This window comes from Dactylosporangium sp. NPDC051541 (assembly GCF_044454505.1).
Lineage (GTDB): Bacteria > Actinomycetota > Actinomycetes > Mycobacteriales > Micromonosporaceae > Dactylosporangium.
The window spans coordinates 24,541-41,878 of sequence record NZ_JBITDU010000026.1; the positions used below are offsets into that span (position 1 = coordinate 24,541).

Below are 17,338 nucleotides of genomic sequence, written 5' to 3' on the forward strand. Positions count from 1 at the left end.
ATTGTACGAAGTGTCAAGTAACGTGGGCCCGTGGACAGTGCAGCAGCGATCTTCGCCGCGCTGCGCCCGGTCGTGGAGGGCCTGGCGCAGACGTTCGGCCGCACCTGTGAGGTGGTCCTGCACGACTACTCCGACACCGAGCACTCGGTGGTGGCCGTCGGCGGCGACGTGACCGGTCGCCGCCCCGGTGACGCGATGAGCCAGATCGGCCTGCGGGTCCTCGCGGCCGGCGACGCGGCCGTCAACGAGGTGAACTACCTGACCCGCACGGCCGACGGGCGCACCCTCAAGTGCTCCACCTTTCCGCTGCGGGGCCCCGACGGCGCGCTGCTCGGCGCGTTGTGCGTGAACGTCGACGTCAGCGCCCTGTCCCGGGCCGCCGAGCTGCTCACCGAGCTGTCCGGCCGGGCCCCGGACGGCGAGCGGCTGCCGGTCACCGTCTTCTCCGGCGACCTCGACCAGGTGCTGGCGTCGGTCGTCGCCGACAGCGAGCGCGAGACGGGCCGGCCGGTCCACCGGCTGACCCGCGCGGAGCGGCTGCACGTCATCCGGCGCCTGCGGGCCGCCGGTGTCTTCGCGATCCGGGGAGCACCGGGCCGGATCGCGAAGCAGTTCGGCATCTCCCGGGCCGCCCTCTACAACGACCTGGGCGCGATCGCGGAGGAAGGAAAGCTCGATGCGGCTGCTGAGTGAGCGGCGATCGGCGGCGCTGGTGAACGACGAACTGGCCCTGGCCGCGGCCCGGGAGGCGTTCCTGGCCGCCCGCGACGGTGCGACGTTCCCCGTCGTCGTGGCACACGGCAGCGACCCGGCGAACCGATTCACCGTCAAGTCCGGGGCGATGCCCGCCGGCGCCGGCGTCAAGATCGGCAGCTACTGGCCCGGCAACGACGCGCTCGGCCTGGCCCGGCACGGCTCGGTGGTGATCGTGCTGGACCAGCGCACCGGCCGGGTGGCCGCCGTCGTCGAAGCGGCCGCCGCCAACGCCTACCGGACCGCGGCCGCCGACGCCCTCGCCGTGCAGGCCCTGGCCCGCGCCGACGCGCGGGTGCTGACCGTGATCGGAGCCGGCCACCAGGCCCTGCACGAGGCGCGGGCGGTCGCGAAGGTGCGCCCGATCGACACCATCCTCATCGCCGGGCGGCGCCCGGCCGCCGCCGAGGACCTGGCCCGCCGGCTGCGGGCGGTGACCACGGCGAGCGTCGCGGTCGCCGGCGTCGAGGACGGCTGCCGCGCGGCCGACGTGCTGGTGACCGCCACCACCGCCCGGCAGCCGCTGTTCGCGGCCGAGTGGGTCCGGCCCGGCACCCACGTCTCGGCGATGGGCGCCGACGCCGCCGGCAAGCAGGAGCTGCCGACCGGCCTCTACGCCCGGGCCCGGCTGTTCTGCGACCTCACCGAGCAGTCCCGCACGATCGGCGAGCTCCAGCACGCACCCGCCACCGCCGCGATCACCGCGCTCGGCGACGTCCTGCACGGCACCGCGGCCGGCCGGACCGGCGCCGACGACATCACCGTCTTCGACAGCTCGGGCTTCGCGCTGCAGGACCTGGCCCTGGCCGCCGCCCTGCTCGCCGAGGACGCCCGGACGACCGCCGCGAGTGAGGACCGATGACCACGCTGACCAACCCGTCGACCCCGTTCGCCGTCGTCGACCGGGACCGCCTCGACCGCAACATCGCCCGGCTGCGGGCCCACCTCGCCGCGCTCGGCGTGCCGCTGCGGCTGCACGTCAAGACGTCCAAGTCGATCGATGTCAGCGCCCGGGTCTTCGCCGACGGGCCCGGCCCGATCACCGTCTCCACCCTCGCCGAGGCCGAGCACTTCGCCGACGCCGGATACACCGACATCCTCTACGCCGTCGGCCTCGCCCCGGACAAGCTGGACCGGGTGGTGGCGCTGCGCCGGCGCGGCGTCGACCTGATCGTCCTCATCGACGCGCTCGTCCAGGCCGAGGCGGTCGCGGCCGCTTCCCGCGCCGCCGGCCTGCGGATCCCGGCCCTGATCGAGATCGACTGCGACGGGCACCGCGGCGGGCTCGCCGCGACCGACCCCCGGCTCATCGACATCGGCCGCGCGCTGCACGACGGCGGCGGGGAACTGCGCGGCGTGCTCGACCACGCCGGGGAGTCCTACTTCTCCGCCACCGCCGGCGAGCAGAGCCGGGACGCCGATCAGGAGCGGCTCGCCGTCGTGCGGGCCGCCGAAGCGCTGCGGGCCGCCGGTCTGCCGAGCCCCGTGGTCAGCGTCGGATCGACCCCGACCGCCCACACCGGCACCGCCCTCGCCGGCGTGACCGAGGTCCGGGCCGGCAACTTCGTCTTCTTCGACCTCGTCATGGCCGGCATCGGCGTCTGCGCCGTGGAGGACATCGCCCTGTCGGTCGCCGTCACCGTCATCGGCCACCGGCCCGACAAGGGCTGGATCCTCACCGACGGCGGGTGGATGGCCACCTCCCGCGACCGCGGCACCGCCGCCCAGCCCGTCGACCAGGGCTACGGCCTCGTCACCGACCTCGCCGGCCGGCTCATCCCGGACCTGCTCATGACCGCCGCCAGCCAGGAGCACGGCACCCTGGCGCTGCGCCCGGGCACCGCCGGGCCGCTGCCGGACCTGCCGATCGGCACGCGGCTGCGCATCCTGCCCAACCACGCCTGCGCCACCGCCGCCCAGCACGACCGATACGCGGTCGTCGCCGGCCCGGCGGGCGACGACGGCGCGCCCCGGCTCGTCGGCGCCTGGCCGCGCCACAACGGCTGGTGACACCGGTGCGCAACATGATCGCGCTGCGGTGTGCCGCGTGCGGGCACACCCACCGCCTGGACGAGCTGGCCTGGCGCTGCGGGCACTGCCACGGCGTGCTCGACCTGACCGGGTTCACGCCGGCCGTGCCGGACCTCGGCTCGCTCGCCGGGCGCCGGCCGAGCCTGTGGCGCTACGCCGAAGCGCTCCCGATCGGCGAACCGCTCGATTTCACCATGGGCGAGGGCATGACACCGCTGGTCACCGCGCCCGGGCCGGCCGGGGTCGCCCTGAAGGTCGACTACCTGATGCCGACCGGGTCCTTCAAGGACCGGGGCGCGGTCCTGCTGGCGGCGCTGGCCGCCCGGCTCGGCGTCGCCCGGCTCATGGCCGACAGCAGCGGCAACGCCGGGACCGCCGTCGCCGCGTACGCGGCCCGGGCCGGCATCGCCTGCGACGTGTATGTCCCGGCGAGCACGTCGGCCGGCAAGGTCGCACAGTTGCGCGCCTACGGCGCCGCCGTCCACCAGATCCCCGGCACCCGCGAGGACACCGCCGAGGCCGCCACCAGGGCCGCCGGCGAGCCCGGCGTCTTCTACGCCAGCCACGTCTACCACCCGTTCTTCCTGCACGGCACCAAGACCTACGTCTTCGAGCTGTGGGAGCAGCTCGGCGGGCGGCTGCCCGGCACGCTGGTGCTGCCGGTCGGCAACGGCACGCTGGTCCTGGGCGCCTACCTCGGCGTCGTCGAACTGCGCGACCAGGGGCTCATCGACCGGCTCCCGCGGATCGTCGCCGTCCAGGCGGCCGGCTGCGCGCCGCTGGCCACCGCGTTCGCCGCCGGCCGGCCGGCGCCGGTCGACATCATCGCGGAGGGCACGGTCGCGGAGGGCATCGCCATCGCCCGGCCCGCCCGCGGCCGGCAGATCCTCGACGCCGTCCGGGCCACCGGGGGCGCGATCGTCACCGTCACCGACGAGCAGGTCCACGCCGCCCACGACGACCTCGCCCGCGCGGGCCTCTACGTCGAACCGACGTCGGCGGTGTGCTGGGCCGCGATCCAGGCCGGCCTGATCGACGCGCCGCCGCCCGGCGACGGCCGGCCCGCCGTCGTCGCCCCGCTGTGCGGCACCGGCCTCAAGTCCAAGCCGCCGGCCTGACGCCCTCAGCCGATCGCGCGGGTGGGCCAGGTCGACGGGGCGTTCAGGTCGCGGCTCGGCGTCAGGCGGGTGGCGTACCAGCTCGCCTCCTCGACGGTGAACCAGTCGGCCGGGTCGGTCTCGTAGTTCGAGATGTAGAGGTCGATGCCGGCGAAGTCGGCGATCCACAGGCCGTTGGCGAAGGAGCCGGAGCCGGTGCGCCACTGCGCGGGATAGCCGGCCACCTGGCGGTCGGCGGCGAACGAGCTCGGGCTGCTCCCGGTCGGGGTCTCGTCGCTGTCGGCCCAGATGAACACCGTGCGGTCGTCGGCGCGATGGAGCGTCAGGCCCGAGTACACCCACACCGTCCCCGGGGTTCCGGCGCGGCGGATCGCCGTCTGACACTCGGTCCAGCGGGCGCCCTCGGGCAGCGCGGACAGGCGCAGCGGCATCACGCAGCGTTGCGTCACGCCGAACCGGACCGCGTCGGTGACCTGCGGCAGGAGGTCGCGATCGAGGGCATTGAGGACGGTCAGGCCCTCGATGCCGTCGCGTTGCCAGCGCAGGTTGCCGGTGCCGGAGCCGTTGCTCATCGCGTCGTACCGGTCGGCGCGCTCGGCGGTGTCGGCGAGCCAGATCGTGACGATCGCCTTGCGGTCGTTGTCCTGGCCGACGAAGCGTTCGTAGCCGTTGCCCGAAACCCATTCGGTGACGGTGATCCGATCGGCCAGCACCGGCGGCAGCCGGGTCAGGTCGACGTCGAAGTGCAGCAGGGCGCGGTCGGTGCCGATCGGGGCGGGCGGGGCCGCGGTCTCCAGCGGCAGCGTCGTGTTCCCGCTACCCACCGTGATGGGCAAGAACACCAACAAAGCGACGATCGCGGCGGTACCGACGACAAATCTGCGGCGCCGAATCGTCTTCCCGCGCCGGGCCGCCCGCTCGGCCAGACCGGTGATCGTCCGGGTCTTCGCGGCCCGCTCGGCCAGGGTGGCCGTGAGCCGGCTCTCGAGGTCGGTCATGGCGTCGTGGCCTCCTGGTAGGCGGCGCGCAGGCGGTGCAGCGCGCGCATGGCATGGGTACGCACGGTGACCGCGCTGCAGTCGAGGATGCGGGCGATCGTCGGGTCGTCGAGGTCCTCGTAGTAGCGCAGGACGACCACGGCCCGCTGCTGGTCGGGCAGGTCCCGGATAAGCCGCCACAGCGCGTCGCGCTCAGCGGCCTCCGCATCGACCGCGCCACTTTCGTCAATGTCGACGAATATCAACCTGGGTGCGTCGATGTCGACGATGCCGACGACCTCGCGGTTGCGCCGCCGCCGCCACCACGAACGGGACGCGTTGAGCACGAGACGGCGCAGGTACACGTCCGGGTCGTCGCCGCGCCGGATGTGGGCCCAGCGCAGGTACGCCTTGGTCAGCGCGTCCTGCACCAGGTCCTCGGCCCGGTGCTCGTCGCCGGTGAGCAGCGCCGCGAACCGCACCAGCGCCTGCCCCCGCGCGGCGACATACTCCTCGAACGTCACACCACACAGAGTCCTCGCCGCGGCGGCCGTGTTGACCGCCGATCGGGGAAACTTTTGCGGGTGGAGCACGTGACATACCCGAAGATCCCGGCCGTGCTGGCCGGCGCCTCGTCAGCGGGCCCGTGGATCGCGACCGAGAAGATTCACGGTGCGCAGCTGGTGGTCGCCTACGACGGCACTGTCCTGCGGGTCGGCAAGCGCAAGGCGTGGCTGCGCGACGACGAGCCGTTCTTCGGCTGGCAGCTGCTCCGGTCGACGTTGGAGCGCACGGCCCGCGTCTGTTTGCAAAGCAGCAAAACGGTTCGCTTGTACGGTGAGCTCTACGGCGGTCACTATCCGGGAACGCCGCCCGAGCCCGCCGCGAGTCCCGTGCAGACCGGCGTGTGGTACAGCCCGCGGATCCGGTTCGCCCTGTTCGACGTGGTCAGCGACGACGGCCCGGCCTGGCTGTACTCGGAGCTCGCGACGGCCGCCGCGGAGGGCGGGGCCGACGTGGTACCCCTCCTCGCCCGCGGCACCAGGTCCACGGTCGACGCCGTGCCGGTCCGCTACCCGACCCGGGTGCCGGCCATGCTCGGCCTGCCGCCGCTCGAGGGCAACCTCGCCGAGGGTGTGGTCCTGCGTCCCGACGCCCGCCTGCCCCTGACGGCCCGGCCCGTGCTCAAACGCAAGATCCCCGAGTTCGACGAGGCCCGCTTCGGCGACGCCCGGCCCTGGGACCCGCACATCGCCCCGGCCGACGTCGGCCCGCTCGCCGCGGCACTGGTCAACCCGGCCCGGATCGCCGGTGCCCGCTCCAAGGTCGGCCCGGACGACCCCGTGGCGCTGGAGGAGGAGCTGGTCCTCGACGTGATGATCGACCTGGTGGACGCGTTGCCGATGCTCGGCGCCCGCGACGATCTGGAGCCCCGGGTGCGGGCCGCGGTGGTGGCACGTTTCCGGGATTCAACCCCTACGGGTTCCCCGTAACGTTCTTCTCAACAGCGACACCAACCAAACTTCCCAGGGGGAACCGAAGATGAGCGACTACGACACCGGCGACACGGGCTACGACGGCGGCCACGAGGTCGACTACGGCCAGTACTCGGCCGGTCAGGAGCACGACGCGTTGGACCAGCTGCACCAGGCCAACGGCTCGGAGGCTGACTACAACAACCAGTTCAACGTGTACGAGAACGACCACCACGCGGCTGAGTCGACGGACTTCGCGCAGGGCAACCACGTCGAGGTCGACCAGCCCTACGGTGCGCACTACGAGCAGGACAACTACACGAACTTCAGCCACGACGCGTCCGAGGACGACCACGTCTTCGCCGCCGAGGGCAGCGAGTCCTCGCACCAGGCCGAGTTCTCCGAGCTCGACGCCCTGCAGCAGCGCTTCGACGGCGCCTTCGCCCACGGCACCGAGTACCACGCCGAGGGTGGCGAGGGCCAGTACGGCGTCGCTGCCAAGTAACCCGCCGCAACCCCTGGCTCAAGGCCGGCCACCCTCGTTGGTGGCCGGCCTTCGCCGCGTCTACCGGCAGTTCCAGCGATACGCCCCGGCCGGCTCGCCCTCGGTGACGAACCCGACGACCGTGCCGTCGTTCGCGGCTCCGGTGATCTGGATGTGCGTGCTGCCCTTCGGCATCGGCAGCCGGGTGACCCCGCGGTCCGTCCACAGCACGGCGTAGTTCTGCACGTGGACCACCACAGTGCCGTCCGGCAGCAGCCCCGCCGCGCCGATGCTCGGATGCCCGGCCTCGATCGGCTGGACCTGACCGGTGCGCAGGTTCCAGCGGACCGACTCCGGCTCGGCGTTGCCGACCCGCCGCCCGTCCGGCCGCACGTGCGTGTCGGCGAGCACATCGACCGTGCCCTGGGCCCATTCGCCGGCGATCCGGACCGCGATCCCGCCCGGCTTCCCGGCCGGGACGTCGAGGACGTGGCCGCCGCCGTCGGCGTTCCACAGGAACGGTGCCGCGCCGTTGCCGATGCTGCCGACGATCCGCCCGTCCGCGGCGATCCCGTACGCCGACGAACCGCCGGCGGCCAGGGGACCGATCGCGATGCCGGCCGGGATGGCCAGCGGCTGCGGCTCGTTCCACTTCCCGTATCGCCAGACGACCGCCTGGAACGTGTTGCCGGGCATCCGGGCGTCGCCGACGACGTCGCCGGTGTCGTTGATCGCGGCGGCCCGGACGTCGAGAGCGCCCGGCGGCGGGCTGAGCCGGACGGTCATGCGGTTCTCGATGACGAACGCGCCGGACTCGGTGTCGGTGTCGTTCGTCGCGTTGCCGATGATCGTCCCGTTGCCGTTGACCCCGGTCACGATCAGCTTCTGCGCCGACGATCGGACCGTGCTCAGACCCTCCGGGCCGAGGACGTTCACGGTGCCGATCGCCGTCGTCGGAGTACCCGCGAAATAATGTCCGGCCGCGTCGACCGCGACCCAGGCCGGCGCGCCCAGCTCGGGCAGCGGCACCGCCTGGCACGACCGCACCGACGGTGACGGGGACGAGGACGGCGGAGGCTGGACCGGGTCCGGCCGCACCGGCTCGGGCCGCACCGCCGCGAGCGCGGCCCCGCCGACGACGACCACCACGGCGGCGGCCGCGGCCACCACCGTCGCCGCTTGGCGCCGCCGCACCCGGGCCCGGCCGCCGGCGATGACCGCGCCGACCTGGACGCGGCTGTCCGGCACGTCCTCACGCATGAGATTCGCGAATGGGTTGTCGTTCATGCCACGCTCCTCGAGGTCGGCTCCGCGGACGTCCCCAGCTCCCGCCGGAGCGCGTCGAGCCCCCGGGCGGTGTGCGCCTTGACCGTGCCCTCGGCCAGCCCGAGCAGCTGCGCGACCTCGAGAACCGGGCGGTCGCACAGGAACCGCAGGACGAGCACGGTCCGCTGGCGTTCCGGCAGGCTTCGCAGCGCCGCCCGCAGCAGCATCCGCTGCTCGATCTCCGGGCCGGCGGACGCGACGGCCACGTCCGGCGTCACCGGCGACAGCCGCACCCGGGCCAGCCACCGCCGCCGATCACGAAAACATTCGCGAACGACCATCGTGTGGACGTACCCGTCGAGGTTCTCGATCTCATGCACCCGCCCCCACCGCGCGTAGAGCACGGTCAACGAGTGCTGCACGGCGTCATCGGCCCGATCCCGATCGCCGAGCAGGTGATACGCGACGCGGTGCAGCGTCTGTTTTCGGCTCGCGACGAACTGCGCGAAATCTTCTTCCCGGTCCGGGCGCACGTGATGGGTTCCTCCTCCGGCCAGTGGGCGGTTCACCCGGTATGAGCCGACGCGGCCCGGAAGGGTTTACCGCCGACCCCGGCAATTCCCCGGCCGCTGACGAAAGCGGCGATCACCGCGCCGAGCGTACCGAGACCCGAACGCCCGGCCCGGCCGGCGTTCGGTGGGAGACTGCGGGGATGGGTGAGCCGCTGCTGCTGTTGCTGCATGGGTTGGGCGCGACCGGGGCCGTGTGGGCGGGGTGGGAGCCGGCCCTGCGCGATCGGTGGCCGGGCCGCTGGCGGGCGCCGGATCTGCCTGGCCACGGCAAGGCGGCGGGGCTTTCCGAATATTCGTTCGAGGGGCTGGCCGACGCGCTGGTGCCGCTGGTGGAGCCGGGCACCGTGGTGATGGGCCACTCGCTCGGGGGTGTGGTCGGGCTCGCGCTGGCCGCCCGGGCTCCGGTGGCCGCGGTGGTCGGGCTGGGGATCAAGGTCGCCTGGAGCGCCGAGGAGCTGGACCGCGCCCGGGCACTCGCGCAGCGGCCGGTCACCTGGTTCGCCACGCGCGAGGAGGCCGTCGCCCGGCATCTGCGGGTGTCGGGTTTGGCCGGGCTGGTCGCCGAGGATGATCCGGCGGCCCTGGACGGGGTGCGGGAAGCAGACGGGCGGTGGCGGCTCGCCCTGGACCCGGCGGCGTTCGGGGTCGGGGCGCCGGACATGGACGCGTTGGTTGCTGGGGCATCGCACGTTGTGCTGGCGCGGGGGGAGCTCGACCCGATGAACACCGATGCGCAGCTCGCGTCGTACGGGACTTCGGTCGTGACGCTGGCCGGGCTGGGGCACAACGCGCACGTGGAAAGCCCCCGGCAGTGCATGACACTGCTAGAGGCATTGCGCTGAACGTGTCGGTCCGCGATGGAAGAGGACGGGCAGGCAGCTACGCGCACTCGCCGGTTCGCAGGTCCTTGATGAGGGACTCGAAGGTGGGGGAGTCGGGGAACGGCTTCTTCTCGGCGATCTTCAGCCAGCCCCAGGAGCGGTAGTGATCGCGAGCGGGATTGTCTGGTCTGACGAAGAGGTTGGCGACAAGTTCCGACCGGTGCCCAAGCAGCCTGTCCATAATACGCCGGCCGTATCCCCGGTTCTGATAGGTGGGATCGACTGCGAACTCGTTGAAAATGAAGACCGGCTGCGTCTCAGGCGGGACGGGAAAACCGGGCAGCGCCGTCCGAATCTCCTTCCAGATGTCCACTGAGCGATCCGCGGTGCGGGTGCAGCCGAATGCGTATCCGATCAGTTGGTCGTCGACATAGCCGCCCACAAAGTCGAATCCCGGCGCCCGGGAGTACATATCGGCGAGGCGCTGCCAGAAGCGATCGGGATGAGAGAACGGGTCGGCGGCGATGCGGCCGGTATTCGCGGCAACGTATATCGGCTCGACTTCCCCTCGCATCGTCAAGACAGCGGCGGCGTCGCGGCGTCGGAGTGCGAATCCATCGATATCCACGGGAGTGTCCAAGCCTCCTGCGAGATTGTGGGGCTAGGCTTCGGTCGCCGCCTGCGCGGTCAGGTAGTTCGCAAACTCGGCACAAGCGGCTTGGGCGCGCTGATGCTCGGACGCTGAAGCCAGCACCGTGTGGGCGCCATCGATGACGGGGCGAACGTGATGAGAACTCGGAAGCTTTGACATCGTCTGCTGGGCGTACTGCAACCCGCCCACCGGGTCGCCGGCGGTAACCATGCACAGCGCTCGGTGCAGGTTGATCTGCGCGACCGCGCGAACATGGCTGGGCAGATACTCCCGCAAAGCCTCTTCCTGAGCGTTGTACGCGTCCGCCAGTGAGCCGCAGCGGGCGTGCACGTAGCTCGCCGTGAACAAGTACTTCGTGTGTGGCCATTGCAGATCCGACTCCCGATCGCGTACCGCCGTCATTTCGGTCGGTAGCTTGGAGTAGATGCCGTCTAGCTGCTCGAGCACCGTCCGCGCCTCCTTTGCCATGCTTGCTGCGGCGAAGGCCTGGGCTTTGCCGCTCATGAAGGAGGGCAGCGCTGACATCTCGGACTTGGCGGCGATCGGCTCCGTCCGGTCGACGAGCCTCAGGATGTCATTGATATCGCGGCGGTCGTAGAGCGCGCGGATTATCTCCTGCCCGCGGACCCACAACACGGTGGCCGGATCGCCGGATCTATCCGCGACTTGGCTGGCCGCACGCCACCATCTGCGGGCGCCGGCGAGGTCGCCCAGATTGGAGGTGGTCTTCGCCATGAAGGTCGCCAGCACGGCGCCAATACGCCGAAGCCTCTCCCGCTGTGCGGCGGTGCCGGCCTGGGCGGTGCCAAGCTGGACGACGAGTATATCGGCGGTGAGACGTTGCCGCAGTTCTGCCGGTGATGTCACGAGGTAGTCGACCCCGTAGTCAAGAACAATCTGGTCCAGCTCGTCGATGTCGAGGCCGGCGTCGGTGTCCATCGAGGCGGAGAGCAGGGCGTGGCGGGCGGTCTCACTGCTCAGGAGCGAAGCAATCGGGCCGGCCGCAGTGGACGCGACTCCGAACGCAGCAGCGGTAGTGGCCAGCGATATGAGGCTTCGTCGCTTCATGACTTCTGACGGTACGTCGCTTTCGACGCTGTCGACAGGGAGGCCGGCCGACTGTGAACTGCCACCGGCTCGACCGCTGGTGTTCGTCGTGGCAACTGCGGAGGGCACCTCGTCCTTCGTTGCGGATGTAGGCGCGAGACCGAGGGCGTGGCGTGCGTGGTCGGGCATTGTGAGGCCCTCGGCGACGCGCGTGATGACGTCCTGTGCGGTGACTCGACGTTGGCCGCGCACGATGTTGCTGATATGGCTTTGCGTCATGCCGACCGCGGCGCCGATACGGGTCTGGCTGTATCCGCGTTTCGCGATGAGGTGGAACAGGGCGCCGAAGTCGCGATGGTCGAGGGCGGTGCGGACTTCGGCGCGTTGCCAGAACTCGGCGGGCAAACGAACGGATCCGAATGCATCGGTTGGCATGACGATTTCCCCGGGGCGGTCGACTCTTCGCTGCAGCGTACCTGTCGGCAGGAGGTGATGAGCACCCGTCTGTGCCAGTGGTTGACCTATGTCAATGAACCCGGCGCGCTATCCCGCCTTGGCATACCACCTTGGGCTGGGTGCGGGCGACATGCCCTGTCAGGGTTCACACGTGACCGGACGGCGTGGCCGCGAGGATCCTGCGGTGACGTGCTGGCGGAATGAAAGGAGGGTTGCTGGTGAACGCACGAGAGCTTTCGCGTGACATGGCTGCGCAGCTACCTGGGCCGCGGCCGATGACTGTTGTCGCCTTACCCGAGAACGGCTGGCTTGGTGCACGGGTCCTTGAGCCACAGGAGGCGAAGCGGCTTGGGCTACCACCCGGTGCCGTCGTTCTCGACCTTCATGGCGCCGATGGCAGTGTGCGGGTGTTGCCGGCTGATCGGTTCGCCGTCAGATCGCCGTGGACCGACGCTGCGTCATGGGTTCCATCATGATTGACCACGAGTCGGGAATCCCGTTGTATCTGCAGGTCGCCGACGCGCTGCGGAAGCGCATCACGACCGGCGAGATTGCCGCCGGCGCCGAATTGCTCAGTGAATCAGAAATCGCAGCGGTCTGCGGCGTGAGCCGTGAGGTGGTCCGCAAGGGCCTCACCGTGCTCCGATCCGAGGGGCTGATTGTGTCGGTTCGCGGCCGTCGATCCGCGGTGCGACGGGAACTGCCGGTCGAGCAGGTGTCGGTGGTCGGACCGGCACGGGTCACGGCCCGGATGCCGACGCCGGTGGAGCGCGATCGGTTCGGGATGGTGGAGGGTGTGCCGCTGCTGCTTGTCAGGGCCGGAGGAGGCGAAATGTTGTACCCGGCCGATCGGGTCGAGGTGTGCATGTTGTCGCACGGGGCGGAGACCAGGGGTGGGCCCCGGTGACGCTGGCCCGGCTTGAGCACAATGCGTACGTCGAAACCCCCTGCGGCGCGTGACGTTGCGGACGCCTACCGCTGCACGTGCCGGCCCGCGATGAAGCGCGGACGGGCCGGCAGCTTTTCCGATTCGGAACGCTGCCTACGGCGGCATCGTGGCCGCCGGCTACGAGTTAAGGGCCCATTCGGGCGGCCCAGCGTAGGCCGCCCAGCAGATGTTGGAGGACGGCTGGCTCTTCGTAGGACTCGGTCGTGTGGCCGAGCGCGGTGTAGAACGAGCGCCCGCCGAGGTGTTCGTGGCACCAGGCCAGCGGGTGGTCCGGGCCCATGGTGCCGCCCTCGTACGACGACTCGTCGGCGCGCAGCAGCACGCGGACCGACGGCCGCGGGTTCGTGCGGAAGTCGTACCACTCGTCGGTGCGCGTCCACACCTCCGGCAGGTGGGCGGTCGAGGCGTGGGCCCGGTCCTCGACGATGATGCGCGCCGGTTGGACGTGTGGATGGCGGTCGAACCAGGCGCCGATCAGCGTGCCGAAGAACGGCCACTCGTACTCCGTCGTCGCCGCGCCGTGGATGCCGGCGAACCCGCCACCGGCGCGGACGAAGGACTCCAGCGCGGCGCGGGCGGCCGGGCCGCCGATGCTGCCGCTGGTGCTGAGCAACGCCACCGCCGTGAACCGGTCGAGCTCGTCGAACACCGCCGGGTCCTCGGTCGCCTCGACGTCGAACCGGTGGGTGCGGCCGAGGGTCCGCAGCGCGGCGACTCCGGCCGGGATGGAGTCGTGGCGGTAGTCGGTCGTGCGGCTGTACACCAGAATCCGCAGTCTCATGTAACCGTATCCTACAGCTCCTTGACTGTTAAAGACGCATGTGGTCCCATCGATCACTGTAAACGCTTTAATAGCGTCCGGCCGGCGCCGACACCCCTTCCTCGCTGGCCCGTCCACCTGCGTGCTCTCCGAGGAGTTGACTCGCATTGGCTCAGATCAGCCGACGTTCGGTGCTCACCGTCGCGGCCGCCGCCGGAACCGCGGCGGCCGTCCCCCTGGCCCGCGGCGCCCAGGCATCCGCGGCCCCGCCGCAACCCGACCCGGACATCGTCTACACCGGCCATGACCCGGTCCCGTTGCACTGGCTCGAGAATGTGGCCCCGGCCGAGCTCGCGGCCGGAGCGACCTGGGGTGTCCCGTGGCCGCGCGGCGCGTTCGCCCCGGGCCAGCAGTTCTCGCTCACCGCCGAGGGCGGCGCGACGGTACCCCTGCAGTCGTGGACGACGGGGTTCTGGCCGGACGGCTCGGTCAAGTGGACCGCCCACGCCATCAGCGGTGCCGCCCCGCGCGCCGCCACCTACAGCCTCGCCGCCGGCGCGCCCGCCGCCGCGGCCGCGGCGGTCACCGTCCAGCCGGGCAAGCAGATCGTGGTCAGCACCGGCGCCATCACCGTCGCCTTCAACCGCGCGGGCGGCACCGTCGTGGACACCATCAAGCGCGGCGACACCGTGATCGCCCGCGACGGCCGGCTCGTCGCATCCGTGCAGGACAAGCCGAGCAGCGACCAGCCCGCAACCATCAAAACCGAGGCCTTCACGGGTACTGTCGAAGCCGTCACCGTCGAACAGAGCGGCCCGGTGCGGGCCGTTGTCCGGGTCGAGGGCCGGCACCAGCAGGGCAAGCGGCGCTGGCTGCCGTTCGTGCTGCGCTTCTACATCTATGCGGGCTCGGACGCGATCCGGGTTGTGCACTCGCTCACGTTCGACGGTGATGAGCGCAAGGACTTCATCAATGGCCTCGGCGTGCAGTTCACGGTGCCGATGCGCGCAGAACAGTACAACCGCCACGTTCGCTTTGCGGGGACCGGCGCCGGCGTGCTGGCCGAGGCGGTGCAGGGCATCACCGGCCTGCGCCGCGATCCGGGCGCGGCCGTGCGCCAGGCCCAGTACGAGGGCCGTGCGACCCCCGATGCGTCCACTTGGGACACTCGCGTCACCACGCGCCTGCAGTACATCCCGGCGTTCGGCGACTACAGCCTGCGCCAGCTCACCGCCAACGGTTTCGAGATCGCCAAGCGCACCAGGCCCGGGCACAGCTGGGTCCGGGTCGACGGCGGCGAACGCGCGTCCGGCCTGGCCTACGTCGGCACCCCGGGCGGCGGCCTCGCCTTCGGCATGCGCAACTTCTGGCAGCTGCACCCGACCGAGCTCGAGATCGGCGGGGCCGCGACCGACAACGCCACGGCCACCGTCTGGCTCTGGTCACCGCGCGCGGCCGCGATGGACCTGCGGTTCTACCACGACGGCCTGGGCCAGGACACCTACCCGGAGCAGCTGGAGGGCCTCGAGATCACCTACGAGGACTACGAGCCCGGCTTCGGCTCCCCGTACGGCATCGCCCGCACCACCGAGCTGATGTTCTGGGCCCTGGGCGCGACGCCGACGACCGCGCGATTCGCCGAGCTGGCGGCGGCCAACCGGACCCCGCCGCTGCTGGTCAGCAGCCCCCAGCACAACCACGCGGCCGGCGTCTTCGGCTCGTGGGCACCGGTCGACCGCACGGTGCCGGCGAAGGCCGCCCTCGAGGACCGGCTCGACCAGCTGCACCGCTTCCACCTCAGCCAGGTCGATCAGCACAACTGGTACGGCTTCTGGGACTACGGCGACATCATGCACACCTACGACCCGACCCGGCACACCTGGTGCTACGACGTCGGCGGCTACGCCTGGGACAACTCCGAGCTCTCCAGCGACCTGTGGCTGTGGTACCACTACCTGCGCTCCGGCGACGCCACCGCGTTCCGCTTCGCCGAGGCGATGACCCGCCACACCGGCGAGGTCGACATGTACCACCTCGGCAAGTACAAAGGGCTCGGCACCCGCCACGGCGTCATGCACTGGGCCGACAGCGCCAAACAGGTCCGCATCTCCAACGCCGGATACAAGCGCTTCTTGTACTTCCTGACCGCCGACGAGCGCGTCGGCGACGTGCTGCACTCGCTCATCGACGCCGACAAGACGTTCCTCGTCCTCGACCCGCTGCGCAAGATCCGCACCGCGCCGTACACGCCGGACCCGGCCGCTCTCGCGATCGGCACCACCACCGACTGGGGCTCCCTCGCGATGGCCTGGCTGACCGAGTGGGAGCGCGGCGGCGACCCGATCGCCCGGACCAAGCTGCTCAACGGGGCGAGCACCATCGCGGCGTTGCCCAACGGCTGGGCCCAGGGCGGCGACCCGAAGTGCGACCTGGCCGACGGGAAGTACGCGCCGATGACCGAGCGCAGCGTCTCCGTCGGTGCGCTGAGCTCCGTCTTCGGCCTCATCGAGGTGATGACCGAGCTGATCGCGCTCACCGGCGACGCCGCCGTCAAGCAGCAGTGGGTCACGTTCTGCCGGCTGTACAACGCACCGGCCGCCGACCAGCTCGCCGCCACCGGCGCGTCCTGGGGCAACCTGAACCTGCGCCAGGCGTATGCCCGCGCCACCGCCTACGCCGCCGCGCAGCTCGGCGACCCCGCCCTGGCCAAGCGGGCCTGGCAGGAGCTGCGCACCGGCGCCAACGGCTACCCGGACTCGATGTCGTTCGCGTCCCGGCGCGTCGAGGGCTCCGCCGTGCTCAACCCCGTCGACGAGGCCGGCTTCTTCACCAACGCCAGCGCCCAGTACGGCCTGGCCGCCTTCCAGGTCCTGGCCCTGGTCGGTGACCAGATCTGATCCGGCTATGCGGTCACCGGGCGGACCGAGTCCCGGACGACCACGTGCGTGCCCAGCACCACGTGGTCGTCCACGGCGTCGCGGTCGCGCCGCAGGGCCAGGCGCACCGCCGTCCGCCCGAGCTCGTCGTGCGGCAGGTGCACCGTCGTGAGCCCGATGTCCACCGCCGGCGGCAGGTCGTCGTAGCCCATCAGGGAGATGTCCTCGGGGATGCGCAGCCCGCGTTCGAGCAGCGCCTGCCGGGCTCCCGCGGCGATCTGGTCGTTGGCGGCGAACACCGCGGTGAAGTCCGGCTCGCCGGCCCGCAGCCGCTCGCGCATGAGCCGGTGCCCCTCGGCTCGCTCCAGCGTCGCCCCGTCGACCCGCAGCCCGGCGTCGAAGGGCACGCCGTAGCCGTCGAGGGCGTCGCGGTACCCGGAAAGGCGCCCCTCCGAGGTGGTGTAGCCGGGCTTGTGGCCGAGGTAGAGGATGCGCCGGTGCCCGGCCGAGAGCAGGTGGCCGGTCGCCGCTCGGGCGCCTCCCGCGTTGTCGTACTCGACCACGATCGCGGGCACGTCCGGCCCGAGCGACGGCCGGCCGCAGAGGACGAGCTGCGAGCCGGCGGAGGCGAGCGCGTGCGCGTATTCGGCCATGCGTTTGCGGTATTCGTCGCTGTCGACCACGTTGCCGACGAGGATCACCGCGTCGGCGTGCTCCTCCTGCATGAGCTTGACCGCGCCGAGCTCCCGCCGCAGGTCGCCGCCGGTGGTGCTGATCAGGACGAGCCGGCCCTCCTGCGCGGCCTGGGTCTCCACGGCCTGGGCCACGTAGGCGTAGAACGGCGACACGACGGAGTTGAGGATGATCGCGACGTTCTTGGTGCTGATCCCGGCCAGGGCCCGGGCGTGGCTGTTGGCGACGTAGCCGAGATCGCGCACGGCCCGCATCACCTTGCTGCGGGTCACGGGCGCGCTCGGGTAGGTCCCGCCCAGGACCCGCGACACGGTGGCGATCGACACGCCGGCGGCCGAGGCCACGTCCCGGATGGTCGCCCGGCGGCTGGCGTCCGGCGGCGCGGGCCGACGTGCCATCGAACCTCCC

The 17,338-nt window shown here is 71.5% G+C and carries 18 protein-coding genes; 10 read left to right on the top strand and 8 right to left on the bottom strand.

Annotation, left to right across the window (positions count from 1 at the left end; translation table 11 throughout):
• Positions 1-30 precede the first annotated feature (30 nt).
• Genes ACIA8L_RS52790 through ACIA8L_RS52805 form a run of 4 tightly spaced genes read left to right on the top strand, consistent with a single transcriptional unit; the run spans position 31 to position 3,902 of the window.
• Positions 31-693 (top strand): transcriptional regulator, encoded by a 663-nt coding sequence (locus tag ACIA8L_RS52790; RefSeq protein WP_395917319.1) that lies wholly within the window; start codon positions 31-33, stop codon positions 691-693.
• Positions 677-1,615 carry an ornithine cyclodeaminase family protein gene (locus ACIA8L_RS52795; protein WP_395917321.1) on the top strand — a complete coding sequence of 313 codons (939 nt, stop codon included), beginning with the start codon at positions 677-679 and terminating at the stop codon, positions 1,613-1,615. Before ACIA8L_RS52790 ends, ACIA8L_RS52795 begins: the two co-directional genes overlap by 17 nt.
• Positions 1,612-2,763 (top strand): alanine racemase, encoded by a 1,152-nt coding sequence (locus ACIA8L_RS52800; RefSeq protein WP_395917322.1) that lies wholly within the window; start codon positions 1,612-1,614, stop codon positions 2,761-2,763. Before ACIA8L_RS52795 ends, ACIA8L_RS52800 begins: the two co-directional genes overlap by 4 nt.
• Positions 2,764-2,777: 14 nt before the next feature.
• Positions 2,778-3,902, top strand: coding sequence for a pyridoxal-phosphate dependent enzyme (locus tag ACIA8L_RS52805; RefSeq protein WP_395917448.1), 1,125 nt, complete (start codon positions 2,778-2,780; stop codon positions 3,900-3,902).
• Between the two features lie 5 nt (positions 3,903-3,907).
• On the opposite strand, the gene ACIA8L_RS52810 is transcribed toward ACIA8L_RS52805, so the two are convergent.
• Positions 3,908-4,900 carry a hypothetical protein gene (locus tag ACIA8L_RS52810; RefSeq protein WP_395917324.1) on the bottom strand — a complete coding sequence of 331 codons (993 nt, stop codon included), beginning with the start codon at positions 4,898-4,900 and terminating at the stop codon, positions 3,908-3,910.
• Positions 4,897-5,403, bottom strand: a complete 507-nt coding sequence (locus ACIA8L_RS52815) for a SigE family RNA polymerase sigma factor (RefSeq protein ID WP_395917326.1) — start codon at positions 5,401-5,403, stop codon at positions 4,897-4,899. Before ACIA8L_RS52815 ends, ACIA8L_RS52810 begins: the two co-directional genes overlap by 4 nt.
• Positions 5,404-5,463: 60 nt before the next feature.
• Between ACIA8L_RS52815 and ACIA8L_RS52820 the strand changes: the two genes are divergently transcribed.
• The gene (locus ACIA8L_RS52820; RefSeq protein WP_395917328.1) at positions 5,464-6,372 is read left to right on the top strand and encodes an RNA ligase family protein; all 909 of its coding nucleotides are present in this window, start codon (positions 5,464-5,466) and stop codon (positions 6,370-6,372) included.
• A gap of 49 nt (positions 6,373-6,421) precedes the next feature.
• Entirely contained in the window at positions 6,422-6,859 is a 438-nt protein-coding gene (locus tag ACIA8L_RS52825) for a hypothetical protein (protein WP_395917330.1), read from the top strand.
• 60 nt (positions 6,860-6,919) lie between these two features.
• Here the strand turns inward: ACIA8L_RS52825 and ACIA8L_RS52830 are convergent, their stop codons facing one another.
• Together ACIA8L_RS52830 and ACIA8L_RS52835 are read right to left on the bottom strand one after the other, a co-directional pair.
• Positions 6,920-8,125 carry a hypothetical protein gene (locus ACIA8L_RS52830; protein WP_395917331.1) on the bottom strand — a complete coding sequence of 402 codons (1,206 nt, stop codon included), beginning with the start codon at positions 8,123-8,125 and terminating at the stop codon, positions 6,920-6,922.
• A complete protein-coding gene (locus tag ACIA8L_RS52835) occupies positions 8,122-8,580 on the bottom strand; it encodes a sigma-70 family RNA polymerase sigma factor (protein WP_395917449.1) in 459 nt (152 codons plus the stop codon). The genes ACIA8L_RS52830 and ACIA8L_RS52835 overlap by 4 nt, the downstream gene beginning before the upstream one ends.
• Between ACIA8L_RS52835 and ACIA8L_RS52840 the strand changes: the two genes are divergently transcribed.
• Both ACIA8L_RS52840 and ACIA8L_RS52845 read left to right on the top strand, forming a co-directional pair.
• Positions 8,518-8,682 (top strand): hypothetical protein, encoded by a 165-nt coding sequence (locus ACIA8L_RS52840; RefSeq protein ID WP_395917453.1) that lies wholly within the window; start codon positions 8,518-8,520, stop codon positions 8,680-8,682. The genes ACIA8L_RS52835 and ACIA8L_RS52840 overlap by 63 nt on opposite strands.
• A gap of 134 nt (positions 8,683-8,816) precedes the next feature.
• Positions 8,817-9,518 (top strand): alpha/beta fold hydrolase, encoded by a 702-nt coding sequence (locus ACIA8L_RS52845; RefSeq protein WP_395917332.1) that lies wholly within the window; start codon positions 8,817-8,819, stop codon positions 9,516-9,518.
• A gap of 37 nt (positions 9,519-9,555) precedes the next feature.
• Here the strand turns inward: ACIA8L_RS52845 and ACIA8L_RS52850 are convergent, their stop codons facing one another.
• Together ACIA8L_RS52850 and ACIA8L_RS52855 are read right to left on the bottom strand one after the other, a co-directional pair.
• On the bottom strand, positions 9,556-10,125 hold the full coding sequence (locus tag ACIA8L_RS52850; protein WP_395917333.1) for a GNAT family N-acetyltransferase: 570 nt from the start codon (positions 10,123-10,125) through the stop codon (positions 9,556-9,558).
• Positions 10,126-10,158: 33 nt separating this feature from the next.
• The gene (locus ACIA8L_RS52855; RefSeq protein ID WP_395917335.1) at positions 10,159-11,631 is read right to left on the bottom strand and encodes a helix-turn-helix domain-containing protein; all 1,473 of its coding nucleotides are present in this window, start codon (positions 11,629-11,631) and stop codon (positions 10,159-10,161) included.
• Positions 11,632-12,124: 493 nt separating this feature from the next.
• On the opposite strand from ACIA8L_RS52855, the gene ACIA8L_RS52860 reads away from it, so the two are divergent.
• Positions 12,125-12,559, top strand: coding sequence for a GntR family transcriptional regulator (locus tag ACIA8L_RS52860; RefSeq protein WP_395917337.1), 435 nt, complete (start codon positions 12,125-12,127; stop codon positions 12,557-12,559).
• 166 nt (positions 12,560-12,725) lie between these two features.
• On the opposite strand, the gene ACIA8L_RS52865 is transcribed toward ACIA8L_RS52860, so the two are convergent.
• Positions 12,726-13,382, bottom strand: coding sequence for a ThuA domain-containing protein (locus tag ACIA8L_RS52865; protein ID WP_395917338.1), 657 nt, complete (start codon positions 13,380-13,382; stop codon positions 12,726-12,728).
• A gap of 146 nt (positions 13,383-13,528) precedes the next feature.
• Here ACIA8L_RS52865 and ACIA8L_RS52870 point away from each other — a divergent pair, with 146 nt between their 5' ends.
• Positions 13,529-16,258 carry a hypothetical protein gene (locus ACIA8L_RS52870; protein WP_395917340.1) on the top strand — a complete coding sequence of 910 codons (2,730 nt, stop codon included), beginning with the start codon at positions 13,529-13,531 and terminating at the stop codon, positions 16,256-16,258.
• A gap of 5 nt (positions 16,259-16,263) precedes the next feature.
• Here ACIA8L_RS52870 and ACIA8L_RS52875 read toward each other — a convergent pair whose 3' ends face one another.
• Complete coding sequence (locus tag ACIA8L_RS52875) at positions 16,264-17,328, bottom strand: LacI family DNA-binding transcriptional regulator (protein ID WP_395917341.1); 1,065 nt, start codon at positions 17,326-17,328, stop codon at positions 16,264-16,266.
• Positions 17,329-17,338 lie beyond the last annotated feature (10 nt).

What these genes read in the sequence shown, in the direction of transcription:
- ACIA8L_RS52875 (WP_395917341.1), bottom strand. Translation starts at nt 17,328, where the DNA reads ATGGCACGTCGGCCCGCGCCGCCGGACGCCAGCCGCCGGGCGACCATC.
- ACIA8L_RS52860 (WP_395917337.1), top strand. Translation starts at nt 12,125, where the DNA reads ATGATTGACCACGAGTCGGGAATCCCGTTGTATCTGCAGGTCGCCGAC.
- ACIA8L_RS52825 (WP_395917330.1), top strand. Translation starts at nt 6,422, where the DNA reads ATGAGCGACTACGACACCGGCGACACGGGCTACGACGGCGGCCACGAG.
- ACIA8L_RS52800 (WP_395917322.1), top strand. Translation starts at nt 1,612, where the DNA reads ATGACCACGCTGACCAACCCGTCGACCCCGTTCGCCGTCGTCGACCGG.
- ACIA8L_RS52845 (WP_395917332.1), top strand. Translation starts at nt 8,817, where the DNA reads ATGGGTGAGCCGCTGCTGCTGTTGCTGCATGGGTTGGGCGCGACCGGG.
- ACIA8L_RS52855 (WP_395917335.1), bottom strand. Translation starts at nt 11,631, where the DNA reads ATGCCAACCGATGCATTCGGATCCGTTCGTTTGCCCGCCGAGTTCTGG.
- ACIA8L_RS52810 (WP_395917324.1), bottom strand. Translation starts at nt 4,900, where the DNA reads ATGACCGACCTCGAGAGCCGGCTCACGGCCACCCTGGCCGAGCGGGCC.
- ACIA8L_RS52830 (WP_395917331.1), bottom strand. Translation starts at nt 8,125, where the DNA reads ATGAACGACAACCCATTCGCGAATCTCATGCGTGAGGACGTGCCGGAC.
- ACIA8L_RS52805 (WP_395917448.1), top strand. Translation starts at nt 2,778, where the DNA reads ATGATCGCGCTGCGGTGTGCCGCGTGCGGGCACACCCACCGCCTGGAC.
- ACIA8L_RS52795 (WP_395917321.1), top strand. Translation starts at nt 677, where the DNA reads ATGCGGCTGCTGAGTGAGCGGCGATCGGCGGCGCTGGTGAACGACGAA.
- ACIA8L_RS52865 (WP_395917338.1), bottom strand. Translation starts at nt 13,382, where the DNA reads ATGAGACTGCGGATTCTGGTGTACAGCCGCACGACCGACTACCGCCAC.